Raw genomic sequence first — 14,025 nt, 5'->3', positions numbered from 1 at the left:
ATGAACAGCGCCCCCGCTCTCCGCCTGCGCCTCTCCTCCGAGAACCTGCTGCTGCTGCTGGCGGCGGCAGTGGGGTTGGGCACGGGGCTGTTGGTGGTTGGATTTCGCTACTTGATTGGCTGGTGGCGCTATCTGCTGCAGGACACCCTCGTGGATGGCATCGGTAAGGCCGCAGAACACTATGGCCTGTGGCTGCTGGGATCCTGGACACTGGCTCTGGCGCCGGTGCTGGGGGGCCTGCTGATCGGCGCTTTGGGGGCAGTTGTGCCCTTTCCCAACTTGAGCCTCTCCGGCTTGGTGAGTCCTGCTCGTCCTTTGGCACTTCAGCCCTGGTGGATCCCGCTCAAGCTCTTGGCGGCTGCCATCTCGTTGGGCGCGGGAGCTTCCCTTGGCCCTGAGGCCCCCAGTGTGGAAAGTGGCGCTTTGCTGGGATCCCTGCTGGGGCAAAACCTACGCCTCTCGCGGGAGCGGGTGCAACTGTTGATGGCTGCCGGAGCAGCGGCTGGCCTGGCGGCAGGGTTTAACGCGCCCATTGCCGGGGTGTTTTTGGCGCTGGAGCTGGCTTTGGCCCGCACCTTCACCACTTCTGCTGTCAGTGTGGTGGTGTTGGCGGCGGTGGTCTCCGCCTTGATCGCCCAGGTGGGGTTGGGGGCACAACCCGCTTTTCTTTTGCCCACCATCACCCAGCCGGCTTTTGTCTTGCCGGACTACGAGCTCCACAGCTTGCTGGAGGTGCCTCTGTATCTCGGCTTGGGCTTTTTGGCCAGCCTGGTTTCTATGGCCTTCAGCTACACCCTGGAGTGGGGCAAGCACCTGTTCAACAGTGGCCCCCTGGCGGCCTGGCCAGCTTGGAGCAAGCCCATTTTGGGGGGCGGGATCCTGGGCTGCGCAGGTTTGGGGATCCCATTGGCGTTGGGGGTGGGCTATGAAACCATTGAGTCGATTCTGCAGGCCGTTCCCTTTTCTCTTGGCCATCTGGGCCTGCTCCTATTGGGCAAGCTGTTGCTGAGCGCTTTGAGCCTGGGCAGCGGCTTTGTGGGGGGAACCTTTGCCCCGGCTTTGTTCATGGGGGCAGTGCTGGGGGCAGGCTACGGTCAGGTGCTATCTCAAGCTTTGCCCTCGATTGCCTTGTCTCCCCCTGCTGCCTACGCCATGGTGGGCATGGCGGCGGTGTTGGCGGCCAGCGTGCGGGCTCCGCTAACGGCCATCTTGCTGCTGTTTGAGATGACGCGGGACTATCACATTGCGCTGCCGGTGATGGCGGCAGTGGGTTTGAGCATCTGGCTGACGGAGCAGTTGCATTCGCCGGCCATCTACCCTTCCGCCCGTCGCTATCGCCACGCAACGCTTGACGGAGTCCTTGGGCAGGAGCCTAGAGAGCTGACGGTGCAAGAGGTGATGGTGCCCCCATCTCTTTTGCTTCGGCAAGACACACCGCTGCGAGAAGCTCTGGAGAGTTTGCTGCAGCAAAAGTGCCATAGCGCGTTGGTGGTGGACGGACAGGAGCGGCTGCGGGGCATTCTCACCCTGGAAGATCTGGAGCGGGCCTTGGCCCATAAGGAGGCGGCGGAGTTGGCGGAGCTAACCGTACAGGAGGTCAGCCAATCTCCGGTTCTCACCACCTTCCCCGATGAGGCGGTAGCGGTGGCAGCCGAGCCGATGTACGAATACGATTTGCGCCAATTGCCAGTGGTCTCGCGGGAAGACCCGGAGCAGATCGTCGGCCTGTTGGATCGAGAGCGGGTGCTGCTCTCCCAAGAGATTCAATCGGTGCGGCAAGCCCTGGAGTTGGAAGTTCCCCCAGCAGAGAGAGACGCCGGCAGGAACGGACAAGAGGGGATCCCAGATGCTTCTGTTGCGCCTGCAGAGTAGAGCTCCGTCCTGTTGATGGGGATCAGCGCTGCCGCCCAGAAGGGCAGGTGGGACGCAGCGGGCAGCGGCCACATTCGGGCATGCGGGCCTTGCAGATGCGCTTGCCCAACCGGATGAAGTTGACATGCAGGGAATAGGCTTTGCCCCTGGGGATCTGGGGGGAAAGCTGAGCAAAGGTGTCGTCGGGATGTTTGGCCCGCACCAGGCCCAGACGGTTGGCCACCCGATGCACGTGGGTATCCACCGGGCAGAGATCCCGACCCAGGCCGAACAACAACACACAAGTGGCGGTCTTCAGCCCCACCCCTTTTAACGAGAGCAGAAAGTCGAGGGCGCCGGCGTCGTCCAGGTCGCGCAGAAAGTCGAGGCTCAGGGATCCCTGTCGTTCTTGAATGGCGGCCAAGATCTCCTGAATGCGGGCTGCCTTAAGGTGGGCCAAGCCGCCGGGGCGAATCACCTGAACCAGATCTGCCGGATCGGCGGCCAAGACCGCTTCCCAAGAGGGAAAGGCGGCTTTGAGGGCGCGGAAGGCACGGCTGCTGTTGGCATCGGTGGTGTTCTGGGAAAGGATCGTGCCCACCAACTCGTCCAGGAGATCCGGGCGGGGGGAAAGCCCATCGGGAGCCCGCTGGGGGATCCCGAAGCACTGCTCTAGCCGCATCAACAGCGATTCCATCCTGTCGGCGGGCGGGAGTTCTGCCAGCAGGGTTGGGGACTCCGCCGCTTTGGCGGGCACAGGCGGGCGTTGGGAAAGGCTGTCCAATCTTGGCTGTACCACGGCTTAACGGGCAGAACTCTGGCGGATCTCCTGCAACAGGCGGGCAAGAACCTTGCTGGCATTGGGAGGAGCTGCGGCCTGCAAGCGAGCGGCCATTTGGGCAACCACCTGCGGCTGGGCCAACCAGGTCAACACCGTTTGCCGCAGCAAGTCCAGATTCTCTTCGGATTCTCGCATGACCACCCCCCCACCGCGCCCCACAAAGGCCAGAGCATTCTGATACTGATGATCTTCTGCAGCAAAGGGATAGGGGATCAAAATGGCCGGGGTGGCGGTGACCAGCAACTCCGCCAGGCTCATGGCCCCGGCCCGGCTAATGGCAAAGTTGGCCCGCTGCAGCAGGGCAGCTACATCTCGACGGAAAGGAAAGGGCCGGTAGCGGGGATGGGTGGGTTGAAGCTCGCTGTCGCCGGTCAAATGCACGATCCAGGCCCCTGTTTCCAGCCAAGCTTCGGCACAGGCGGCCACCATGCGGTTGAGGCCCCGCGCCCCCTGGCTACCCCCCATGACCACAATGAGGGGATCCCCGTCGGGAATGGGGAGGTCGGCAGGGAAAGGCTGGGGCGTGTAGAACTCGGCCCGCACTGGCGTGCCCACCACTTGGGCGGCCACCCCTGGCAAATGCTCTGCCGTCTCCGCCATGCCCAGCGCCACCACCTGACAAAATCTCCCCAGCCAACGGGTCACTTTGCCCGGGATCCGATTGGACTCGTGCAGCAACACCGGCACCCCCAGCGAACGGGCGGCCAAAATGGCCGGAGCGGCAATGTACCCACCGGTGGTCAGGACAATATCAAACCGTCCCGACATAAGGAGTCGGCGCACTTGTAGGGTCGCACGGGCCAGTTGGGCCAAGGCCTGCAGCTTGCGGAGAGGGGATCCCTGCCAGCCCGACATGACGACCCGGTGCAAGGGATACCGCTCCCGCACCAGCTTCCCTTCCATGCGATCCGGCACCCCCAGCCATTCAATCTGCCAGTCAGGCAACTGCTCGGCAACGGCCAAGGCCGGAAAAATGTGGCCACCAGTGCCGCTGGCAGCAACCAGCAGCCGAGGGCGTGAAGCTGGATCCTTGGCGCGTGTGTCCACCCGTGTGCCGGTTAGGGATCCCTGAGACCTTCAGGAGTTGTTGGAGCTGACATAGCGCAAGAGGGTGCCCCGTTGCCCCAGAATAAACCCTTGCTCGGGGCCGAAAAACTCAATGCTGTAGAAGTTGGCGGGGATGTTGCTGAGTTTCTTGGCCTGTTCCCAGGTTTTGCCACCATCAGGGCTGTGGATCAGGGTAGCGCCACCCCCCACCACCCACAGGTCGTGGTCGTTCTGGTAGGCGGCATTGAGGTAGCCAAAGCTGAGGGCCCGCCCTGGACGCAGCGGTGACGACCACTGGCCGGAGGTGAAGTCATCGGTGAAGGTAATCTCCGCCCCTTGGTTCAATTTCCAAGCGCTGCCGTGGGGGCCAAAGCCCATGTTTTGAATGCGGCGGGAGCTTTCTCGCGGATAGGGCTTCCAGGCGCGGCTTTCTGGGGTGTACAGAAAGTAGAAGCTGCCCCGCGACGACACCGCCAGATATTCGCCTGCAGGGCCGCGGGCAATGTTCTTGATCACCCCAATCGGCTCATCCACCTGGGCATGCCAGGTCTGCCCGCCATCTTCGGTGCGGTAGATAGCCCCCACATTGGTCACCAGCTCAGCCGCCCCCGCTCCCAGCGCCTGGATCAGCAACGGTTCACCCGGCAGTTGGTTGTTAAGGCGAATGGAAGTCCAGTCGGATCCCTCGTTTAGGGTGTGGAGGAGGATCTTCGGCTGCCCGGCCACCCAGCCTTCTGCCCCAGCAAAGCTAATGGAGGCCAGGTAGGCTTCCGACTCCAGACCCGGCAGCTCCCGCACCTGCCAGTGCAAGCCCCCATCGCGGGATTCCAGCAGCGTTGCTTTGTCTCCCACCAACCAGCCATGGGAAGGGGTGGTGCCGGTGAAGGCAATGTCCAGCAGAATGTTCTGGGTGGGCACTTCCACCTGCTGCCAGGGGACCACCCGCATGTTGGGCATCCCCGCCGCCATCAGCAGCACCGAGACAGCAATCAGCAGCACCAGCCTCAGGGGTTTGAACATCTTGACCCTCACTCGACGAAATAAAAACTCATCAAAAATAAAAATCCCAGCGCCAGTCCCAAGAAGATCAGCAGGTTCTTTTGAGCAGGGGTCATCACGTTCACCCCCAGGCCGTAGCGCAAGTTCTCTTGAAAACCGGAAGGCTTGCCCTTGGCGCCCACTGCTTGGAACGAGCGCTTACCGGCTCGGCACACCGGACATTTCCAATCGGCTGGCAATTCCTCAAACGGTACGCCCGCCGGGATCCGATTGAGCTGATCCCCCTTAGCCGGTTCGTAAACATAGCCACAAGAACGACATTCGTAACGCTGCATCCGCAGGGGATCGCTGAGCTGCGCATCGGTTTCATCTTCCGGCAACTCAATGAGCTTCGGTGTCTGGGGAGAACGGGGTTGAGCACCGGGATCCGGTTGCGAGCCATTCATGGTCAGGGATCCATCTGCATCGTCGATCCTATTATGAGAGGAATTGTTACAAAAATCTACTCAGACCCTTTCTTGTTGCTCAGGGGGATCCCGCACCAGCCTGGGATGCCGACCTGAAGAGACTTATCCGGTGGACATAGGGATCCACCAGGGGGATCCCATGTTATGTTTTGGCTATCCTGCCCTCAGTGTTGTGCAAGCGGGTGCCTTTCATGACCACGCCCCCTCGCCGACCAGCCCTCAATCACGTGCTGATCGTCAAGGATCGTCATGGGCCAAAAGCCTACTGGTTGACGGCTGAGCTCTACTCCTTAGGCCGGGATCCGCGCAACAGCATTCGCATTGACTCCCAGTACGCCTCTCGCTACCACGCCATTTTGGTTAAGACAGAGTCTCCCTCTTCTCCCGATGGGTTTACCTACCAAATCATTGACGGAGACATTCAGGGCACCCCCAGCACCAACGGCCTTTACGTGCGTGGGCAACGGGTGGAATTTCGGGATCTTGAGGACGGGGACGAGATTCAGTTTGGCAACGATGCCACTGCTACCTACTCGGTGCAAAACAAGGATCTGGATGAAATCCTGGCTACTTTTGAAAACACCCAGATCGTTGAGCTCTGAGAGGCTGCTTTCCCTGTTGAGTTTTGGCCTGTGGGGGATCCCCCTGTCCCCACGTGGGTTGAGGGGTTAACCGGCGCTCGGAGAAGGGATCCCGTCGCCGTATTTCTGGGATCGCTTGCTGGTAAACTGTGTCATACAAAAAAACGAAAGCTGGGATCCCTGCTGTTCTTCCACATATTCCTTGGGCTTTCTGCTTGCGGGATCCCTTCCTTCTGCTGTCTTTAAGGGAGGATCTCATCTTGCGCCCCATCCTCATTGCCGGCAACTGGAAAATGCACAAGACTCAGGCTGAGGCTCGCGAGTTTCTGCGAGAGTTGGGCCTGGCTTTACGGTCATCGCCGTCAGGGTCAGCATCCCAGCGGCAGATCATCCTATGTGTGCCCTTTACAGACCTGGCGGTGGTGGCAGAGCAAAGCCGCGGATCCGACATAGCCGTGGGAGCACAAAACCTACATTGGGAGGATCAGGGGGCCTTTACCGGGGAAATTTCCGGCCCCATGCTGGCGGAATTGGGGGTGCGCTACGTCATCGTCGGCCACAGCGAACGGCGGCAGTACTTCGGCGAGACGGACGAAACCGTTAATTGGCGTTTGGCAGCTGCCCAGCGGCACGGGCTCACCCCCATCCTTTGTGTGGGAGAAAGCCAGCAGCAGCGGGAGCAAGGCTTGACCGAGTCTTGGATTGTGGGGCAGTTGGATCGCGCCTTGCAAGGGATCGATCTGGGGAACTTGGTGATTGCCTATGAGCCAATTTGGGCCATCGGCACCGGCCAGACTTGTGCAGCTCAAGAGGCCAACCGGGTCATCGGCTTGATCCGGCAACACCTGGGCAATGCCCAACTGCCCATTTTGTATGGCGGCTCGGTGAAGGCCGGCAACATCGATGAGCTGATGGCCCAGCCTGAGATCGACGGCGTGTTGGTGGGAGGGGCCAGCCTAGACCCCCAAGAGTTTGCCCGCATCGTCAACTTTCAGGCCCTAGCCCCCGCCTAGGCCGCTAGCGGGATTGTCCCCACAACAGGGCCACCGGGAAGGATTTTAAGACAACGCCCACCGGCAAGGTTTCGCCGGCAGGGATCCTTTCCTGGGTTAGCCCATTCACCCAGTCCAGCCGCTTCCAGCGCGGCAGATGAATTTCGGTATCTGCCCAAACGGATTCTCCCAGAGGATCTTGGGTTTCGTCGATCAACTTTGTCAGGAAACGCGGCACCGCCGTGAGCAATACCTGCTTGCCGTGCTGACGGGCAAAAGCCACAATGTGGGCGGCATGGGATCCGCTGATTTGCAGAGGAATGTAGCTGCCCTCGAGAAACAATTGGGGCTGTTCCTGGCGGGCCTTGAGCACATGATGAATCAGAAACAGCTTAATGCGTCCGTCGCTGCGGTGTAGTAGCAAATCCGCAATGAGTTGGAGAGGATCCTGTTTAACCCGCCGTTGAATTTCTTCTAGATAGGCGAGGCGACGGGAAAAATCCACAGGCCGACGATTGTCGGGATCCACCATGCTCAAATCCCACAGCTCCGTGCCTTGGTAAATATCCGGGATCCCAGGGCTGGTGAGCTTGATCAGCGTCTGCGAGAGGGAATTAAAAATGCCAAAGTGGGCAACTTTCCGTTGGAAAGGCAAAAAGGACTCCAAAAAGGGGTTAGGGCCTTGAAGGATCCGTTCGATAAAAGCGGTAGTGGCTTCTTCGTATTCGGTATCGGGGCGAAGCCAAGCGGTGTGAACTTTAGCTTCCCGCACTGCTTTGATGGCATAGTCTTTGACCCGCTGTACGAACTGGGGCACCTCTTCCGGTTGGAAGGGATAGGAGCCGAGCAAAGTTTGGTAGAGCAAATACTCGTCATTGCGATCCGGCAGTTCTGAGCGCTTGGCTTGTTTGCTGCGGACTTTGTAGCCGAGGTTCAGTTCATGCCAAAGGTTGATGTGCTTTTCCCACTCGGCGGGGATTTCAGAAAGCACATTCAGCCGGGCCCGCACATCTTCGCCACGCTTGGTGTCGTGGGTGGCAGAAGCATTCATGGACAGAGGCCACCGAGCTGCCCGCTCTTGATTAAAGCGGTGAAACTCTTGCACCGAAAGGCCAAAGCGACAGGGATCCCCGCCGACTTCATTGAGAGATAAAAGGCGGTTGTACACATAAAAAGCAGTATCTTCCACCCCTTTGGCCATGAGAGGGCCAGCCAACTGCTGCAAGCGCATGGCAAAATGGATCTGCTCATTTTTCTCCTGGTCTGATAAATTTTCCAGAGACTCCAGGCAGAGAAAGCGCTGAATAAAATTCAGCTCATTCACCAAAACGGGCAGGTTCTCCTTGGCCTTCTCCACAGCTTGACGAACCACCTGTTGACCTTCTGGACTGAGGATCCCTTCGTGGATATAGACGCGGTAGACCGGAAAGCACACCAAAACTTCTACCAAAGCTCGACGTAAACTGTAGAGGGTAAAGTCATTGGCATAGCGATGGTGGCTGGTGATCTGTTTGAGCAAAAAAGCAAGGTTATCCATATCTCCTGACAGGTTGCGCTCGATGATCAGGCGTTTTTTATCTTCGATAACCTGCTCTGGGGAATGCCGTAGATTTGTGAAATTTTGATAGAGAGAGTCAAAAGCCTCTGCATTTTCTTCTTGACAAAAGATGCCGTTGAGCTTAGCTAAAAAATCATAGCCCGTTGTGCCCTGAACCGGCCAGCTTTGGGGCAGACTTTCATTAGCCTCTAGTATTTTTTCTACTACGATGTAGAGATTTGGGCAGCGTTCCCGCAGGCGATGGAGATACTCTTCGGGATTGAACAAACCATCGATATGATCGATGCGCAAACCACTAAAACGCCCCTGTTCTGCAAGCTTAAAGATAAGCTGATGGGTTTTGCGAAACACCTCGCGATCTTCCACCCGCAGTGAGATCAGCTCGTTAATGGTAAAGAAACGACGATAATTGATCTCCTCAGCACCCACCTTCCAGAAGGAAAGGCGAAAATTTTGCCGCGCCAGAAGACTATCCAGCAGGTCAAAGCTTGACGGATCCCCTGGCTTGCCGTTAAAGATGTCAATGTTCTCGTCAAAAAAGCTCTGGATAGGTTGGCTAGAAGTGTAGAGTTCCCACAACGAATGCTTGGCAAAGCTAATTTGATCAGTGCGCTCTAGGAGATCTTCCTTGCTGGGAATGAATTTCAGGCTGAAGAGGATCCCGAGTAACTTGACGTAGTCGGGATGGCTGCGTCCCAATTTTCGCCGCAGCTTGCTCAGGTTGTAGGTAAAAACATCCGCATAGGTGTCAATATTGAGGGGGAACCTCAAGTTGTAGTAGTTAATACTTAGGCCATCGGCATCATAACGAAGCTGGATTTGACCCGACTCTAAACATTTGTCGTAGAAATCTCCCAAGAAAGGGGCTAAGATTCTGCCTTTGATCCCCAGGTAAGAGTGATTCCAATTAACATCAAAGTAGTCAACAAAATCTGAGTTGGGGCCACTCTCCAGAACGTCCATAAGCATCTGGTTTTGGCCATCGTAGGCCATGTGATTGGGCACAATGTCCTGGATCCAGCCTATTCCCTGCTGATTGAGGGCTTCCCACAAGAGCTCAAACTTTTCGCTTCCCCCCAGTTCCTGGTTAATCTGCCTGGGATCCACCACGTCGTAGCCGTGGGTGCTGCCTTTGCGGGCTTGGAAGATGGGAGAGGCATACAAGTCACTGATGCCCAGCAACTTCAGGTAGGGAACAATCTGTCGTGCTGCGTCGAAGTCAAACCCAGCATGAAACTGAATGCGATAGGTGGAAGTCGGGATCCGCATAATGACCTTAGAACAATGACAAAGAAGCCGAGCTTGCCAACGGCATAGGGTCAAGAGAAGAGATGTATCCAGGGTAGCGGCTAAGATCAAGGAGTCCTGCAGGGGAGAGGCGAGGTTAGTGAACTTGTCAAGGCCACAGAGGAGCGCTTCACCCCCGGTAAGGGGGCCGGCAAGGATGGCGAGGTGGGCAGGGATCCTGCTCGTGGGTGGGCTGATGGGGAGTTGGCGGAGTGAGGCAACCTGGGCAGAAAGCGAGTTTCGGGTGGGGAGTGAGCTGGTTTTGACCCTGCGCACCCCCGATGCCCCCGCTCGCCTCCGTCTGCTGAAGCAACGGTTGGAAGAGATTTTGCTACAGGCCAGCAGCCCTCAGGTGCAGGTCAGTCTGGATATCCCCAGTCCCAATCCCTCGACGACCGGCAGCGGGGATCCCCCAGCTCAAGCCGCTCGGATTCTTTTGAACCAGCAACTGCTGTTGGAGGTAACTCCAGCCGATGCAGAGGCTCATGCTGCTCCCCAACCGGCAGATCTGGCAAGGATCTGGGCGGATCGCCTGCAAACGGTGTTCAACCAGGAATCCAGTCGGCAGCAACTGTTTTTGGGATTGGGGCTGCCCCCGCACTTGACCTGGCAAGGGCGACTCTATCGCCGCGCTGAGCGTGCTGCCGCCGATACTGGGCGCTTTGTTACCGATGGCACTCGCATTCAAGATCATGTGGTCTATTGGGAGATCCCCTCTGGAGAAAACCCGTTTGATTTTACTGACCAGCCGACCCTGCCGGATCCGCCGCCGGAGCGGCTATTTTTGTTGAATCGCCACCGCCAGTTTGTGCCCTACGAGTTGTAACCGAAGTCCTTTCTCCCTCTGTTGTCTATTGTCTATGTCGTCCATTCAACGAGAACCTCGCATTCTGTTGGGCCTGCGGGCCGACCAATTTCGTCATCCCGTGGATCTGCAAGCCACCCGCTCTCTGCAGCAAGTGCCGGGGCTGGGCCTGCTGATTCAAAATTGGCTTGGCTCAACGGCAGGACAGATATTTTATCTGGACAACATTGCTTCTAGTATCCAAATTAACGAGCATCAGTTGCCGGAAATTCATCAGCTTTTGGTGCAGGCCTGTCGCATCTTGGATCTGGAGGTGCCCCAGCTCTACGTGCGGCAGAACCCCACGCCCAATGCTTACACCTTTGCCATGCAGGGGAAAAAGCCCTTCATTGTCTTGCACAGCTCTCTGCTGGATCTGTTGGAGCCGCCGGAAATTCAGGCCGTGATCGCTCATGAGTTGGGCCACTTGAAGTGCAATCACGGGGTCTACTTGACGATGGCCAACATTCTCATGCTCTCCACCAGCTTGCTCCCCTTCGGGGGGTTGTTTTATCAGGCGTTGCAGGATCAACTGATGCACTGGCTGCGGTGTGCCGAGTTTACCTGTGACCGGGCGGCGCTGTTGGTAGCCCAAGATGCCAAGACGGTGATCTCGGTGTTGATGAAATTGTGTGGGGGATCCCCGCAATTGGCCTCCAAGCTGAACGTGGACGCCTTTTTGGAGCAGGCCCGCACTTATGATGAGCTGGACGGGGATCTGTGGCAGATGGAGCTGAAGCAGATGCAAACGGTGGGGCGCACCTATCCGCTGCCGGTGCTACGGGCCAGAGAAATCGAGCGTTGGTTCCGCAGCAACACCTATCAGCAGATCCTGGAGCTCCAGGGATTGGGCTCCGCACCGCGGACGTCAACGGCTGCTTCCTGAGTGCTCAAGATGGATCCCTCTCATGTGCCCCTGGGTTTGCCGCTCATCTTGGGGGAGGTGCTTTTCGACTGCTTCCCCACAGAGATTGTGCTGGGCGGAGCAGCTTTGAATGTGGCTTGGAACCTCAAGGGGCTGGGATCCGATCCCCTCTTGCTCAGTCGTGTTGGCCAAGACGAGGCCGCCAGAGAGCTGCTGGGGGCCTTGCGACGGCAGGGGCTGCGCCTGGAGGGTCTGCAGCAGGATTCTGTTCACCCCACCGGCAAGGTTCAAGTAACCCTGGATGAGCAAGGGATCCCCACCTTCGCCATCTTGCCCGACCAAGCCTACGACTACATCCAGTTGGATATCGGGGCTCTGCAAGCTCTCCAGCCCAGCCTGCTCTACCGAGGTAGCCTGGCAGCTCGCCGGGAGGCAGCCCATCGCCACTTTCAAGAGGGGATCCCCGCTTTGGGCTGTCCCGTGTTTCTGGATCTCAACCTGCGGGATCCCTGGTGGCATCCAGACGCCATCCGGGAGATGCTGCGCACCTGCACTTGGCTGAAGCTGAACCAGGCAGAGCTGGAGCAAGTGGCCCAACTGGAAGGGATCCCTCCTGGAGACCTGCTGGAGCAAGGACAGATCCTCCAGGCTCATCTGAACCTGAAAGGTCTATTTCTGACCTTGGGAGCGGCAGGCGCGCTGCTGATCACCCCTACTCAGATCCATCGGGCCGACCCAGTGCCCGCGCCTCAGCTGGTGGATACAGTGGGGGCGGGAGATGCATTTAGCGCCGTGGCCATCCTGGGGCTGTTGCGGGGATGGCCGGAGGCGATTCTGGTGCAACGGGCCGTGCAATTTGCGGCGGCCATCTGCGGGATCCCGGGGGGAGCACCTTCGGATCCGGAGTTTTACCGGCCCTTCTGGCAGGCATGGGAGATCCAGGAGATCCAGAGGCCAAGGGTTCAATGAAACTGGCGCAGGTGAAACTGGGCGTAGCGACCCCCTTTGCCCAGCAATTCTCGGTGATTTCCCTGCTCCAGCAATTGCCCCTGCTCCAAGACGAAAATGCGGTGGGCGGTGCGCACTGTCGAGAGGCGGTGGGCAATCACAAAAACGGTGCAGCGTTGCATCAGCCGTTGCAGCGCTTCCTGCACCAACGCTTCTGACTCGTTGTCCAAAGCAGAGGTAGCCTCGTCCAGGATCAAGATCTTGGGGTTGAGGAGCACGGCGCGGGCAATGGCCAGCCGTTGCCGTTGTCCACCGGAGAGGGTGACCCCCCGTTCTCCCACGCGGGTGGCGTAGCCATCGGGCAAGCTCTCGATAAAGGTGTCGATGTTGGCCACCTGGGCCGCCTGGCGTACCGCTTCCAGGTCAAAATGCTCTTGTCCGTAGGCGATGTTGCTGGCAATGGTTCCCGAAAACAGGGTGATCTCCTGCGGCACAATGCCGATCTGCCGGCGCAGGCTCTTGAGGGTGACGGTGCGGATGTCGATGCCGTCGATGCGGATGCAGCCCTGCTGGGGATCGTAAAAGCGGGGAATCAGGCTCACCAGGGTGGATTTGCCGGCGCCGGAGGATCCCACCAGGGCCACAATCTCGCCGGGAGACACCTGAAAGCTGATCTGTTTGAGCACCGGCTGATCCGGTTTGTAGGCAAAGGAAACTTGGTCGAACTCCACCCAACCCTGAATGGGAGGCATGGGGCGGGCCCCGGGCAGCTCCCGGATTTGGGAGCGGGTGTTTAGCAGCTCGAAAATCCGCTCCACCGAAGCCTCACCCTGTTTCAGCTCGCTGTAGTTGTTGGTGATGTGAACAATAGGGTCGATCAACATGGCAACACCGGCAATGAAGCCGAGAAACTGGCTGCCGGTCAGGTTGCCCTGGCTAATTTGCCAGCCGCCCACCCAAAACACCCCCAACACACTCATGGCGTACAGGAAGCCCACCACCGGGTCTTGGATGGCTCTCATCTGTTCGGTCTGAAACCGGGCCAGGCGGTTGCTTTCGGCAATGGCACTGAAGCGGCGAATTTCGTAGTCCTCAGCCGCAAAGGCGCGAGTGAGGCTGATCCCGGCAAACACCTCTGTCAAGAGGGCGGCCAAATCCGACATCTTCTCTTGGTTGAGGCGGGAGCGAAACAAAAGGCGATCCCCAAACCAACTGATCAAGGCTCCCATCAGGGGGGCGATCAGCAAGGTGGTCAAGGTGAGAATGCCGTTGAGATAGAACAGGTAGGCCACCACCGCCAAGATGGTGAGCACGCTGGGGATGAAGCGATGGAAAAACCGCTGCACCACCTCTCCCACCCGATCCAGATCCCCCGTAAGGCGATAGACCAGATCGCCAGTGCGGCTGCCGGAAAAATAATCCAGATCCAGCGCCTGCAGGTGGGCATAGATCTGTTGGCGCAATTCCAAAACCATTTGCAAGGAGGCCCTCGCCATCAGGGTGTCTTGGCCATATTGGAAAGCGCCGCGCACCAAGAAAAACACCACCCCAATCAAGGCCAGCATCCGCAATTGCCCCAGATCCCCGGCACCAATGGAGCGGGCCACCCACTCGATCAAGTAGGCGAGGGCGGGCATGGTTAGCACAAAGCCAAGGGTACAGGTTAGCCCCAGCAACAACATCCACAGATGGGGCCGAATGAAGGGAATGAGACGGCGATAGCTACGACCCGGATGCACAAATCA

General features: G+C 58.5%; 12 protein-coding genes. 6 read left to right on the top strand and 6 right to left on the bottom strand.

The features are described 5' to 3' along the window. A complete protein-coding gene (locus NW816_RS07575) occupies window positions 1-1,872 on the top strand; it encodes a chloride channel protein (RefSeq protein WP_414408766.1) in 1,872 nt (623 codons plus the stop codon). A gap of 22 nt (window positions 1,873-1,894) precedes the next feature. Here NW816_RS07575 and NW816_RS07570 read toward each other — a convergent pair whose 3' ends face one another. The 4 genes from NW816_RS07570 to NW816_RS07555 are packed head-to-tail and all read right to left on the bottom strand — an operon-like array spanning window position 1,895 to window position 5,184. Continuing rightward, window positions 1,895-2,650 (bottom strand): endonuclease III domain-containing protein, encoded by a 756-nt coding sequence (locus tag NW816_RS07570; RefSeq protein ID WP_414408765.1) that lies wholly within the window; start codon window positions 2,648-2,650, stop codon window positions 1,895-1,897. Between the two features lie 3 nt (window positions 2,651-2,653). Continuing rightward, complete coding sequence (gene murG / locus NW816_RS07565) at window positions 2,654-3,739, bottom strand: undecaprenyldiphospho-muramoylpentapeptide beta-N-acetylglucosaminyltransferase (protein WP_414408764.1); 1,086 nt, start codon at window positions 3,737-3,739, stop codon at window positions 2,654-2,656. A 30-nt stretch (window positions 3,740-3,769) separates the two neighbouring features. Then, window positions 3,770-4,759 carry a photosynthesis system II assembly factor Ycf48 gene (locus tag NW816_RS07560; protein ID WP_414408763.1) on the bottom strand — a complete coding sequence of 330 codons (990 nt, stop codon included), beginning with the start codon at window positions 4,757-4,759 and terminating at the stop codon, window positions 3,770-3,772. Window positions 4,760-4,767: 8 nt separating this feature from the next. Further along, a complete protein-coding gene (locus NW816_RS07555) occupies window positions 4,768-5,184 on the bottom strand; it encodes a rubredoxin (RefSeq protein ID WP_414408762.1) in 417 nt (138 codons plus the stop codon). A 212-nt stretch (window positions 5,185-5,396) separates the two neighbouring features. Here NW816_RS07555 and NW816_RS07550 point away from each other — a divergent pair, with 212 nt between their 5' ends. Further along, window positions 5,397-5,807 carry an FHA domain-containing protein gene (locus NW816_RS07550; protein ID WP_414352045.1) on the top strand — a complete coding sequence of 137 codons (411 nt, stop codon included), beginning with the start codon at window positions 5,397-5,399 and terminating at the stop codon, window positions 5,805-5,807. 239 nt (window positions 5,808-6,046) lie between these two features. Continuing rightward, window positions 6,047-6,799 carry a triose-phosphate isomerase gene (gene tpiA, locus NW816_RS07545; RefSeq protein WP_414408761.1) on the top strand — a complete coding sequence of 251 codons (753 nt, stop codon included), beginning with the start codon at window positions 6,047-6,049 and terminating at the stop codon, window positions 6,797-6,799. Window positions 6,800-6,803: 4 nt separating this feature from the next. On the opposite strand, the gene treY is transcribed toward tpiA, so the two are convergent. Continuing rightward, window positions 6,804-9,605: a malto-oligosyltrehalose synthase gene (treY, locus tag NW816_RS07540; protein WP_414408760.1), complete on the bottom strand. Its 2,802-nt coding sequence runs from the start codon at window positions 9,603-9,605 to the stop codon at window positions 6,804-6,806. Window positions 9,606-9,780: 175 nt separating this feature from the next. On the opposite strand from treY, the gene NW816_RS07535 reads away from it, so the two are divergent. From NW816_RS07535 to NW816_RS07525, 3 genes are read left to right on the top strand one after another with little or no spacing between them, the layout of a single operon-like run. Next, the gene (locus tag NW816_RS07535) at window positions 9,781-10,449 is read left to right on the top strand and encodes a hypothetical protein (RefSeq protein WP_414408759.1); all 669 of its coding nucleotides are present in this window, start codon (window positions 9,781-9,783) and stop codon (window positions 10,447-10,449) included. 34 nt (window positions 10,450-10,483) lie between these two features. Next, a complete protein-coding gene (locus NW816_RS07530; RefSeq protein WP_414408758.1) occupies window positions 10,484-11,353 on the top strand; it encodes a M48 family metallopeptidase in 870 nt (289 codons plus the stop codon). Between the two features lie 9 nt (window positions 11,354-11,362). Continuing rightward, the gene (locus NW816_RS07525; RefSeq protein ID WP_414408757.1) at window positions 11,363-12,301 is read left to right on the top strand and encodes a carbohydrate kinase family protein; all 939 of its coding nucleotides are present in this window, start codon (window positions 11,363-11,365) and stop codon (window positions 12,299-12,301) included. On the opposite strand, the gene NW816_RS07520 is transcribed toward NW816_RS07525, so the two are convergent. Next, complete coding sequence (locus NW816_RS07520) at window positions 12,295-14,019, bottom strand: ABC transporter ATP-binding protein (RefSeq protein ID WP_414408756.1); 1,725 nt, start codon at window positions 14,017-14,019, stop codon at window positions 12,295-12,297. The two genes, NW816_RS07525 and NW816_RS07520, sit on opposite strands and share 7 nt — an antisense overlap. Between the last annotated feature and the right edge of the window lie 6 nt (window positions 14,020-14,025).

Origin of the sequence: Synechococcus sp. W55.1 (assembly GCF_047461655.1) — a bacterium.
In the GTDB taxonomy this organism is placed as follows: Bacteria; Cyanobacteriota; Cyanobacteriia; order Thermostichales; family Thermostichaceae; genus Thermostichus.
This window is presented reverse-complemented; position numbering and strand designations above follow the sequence as displayed.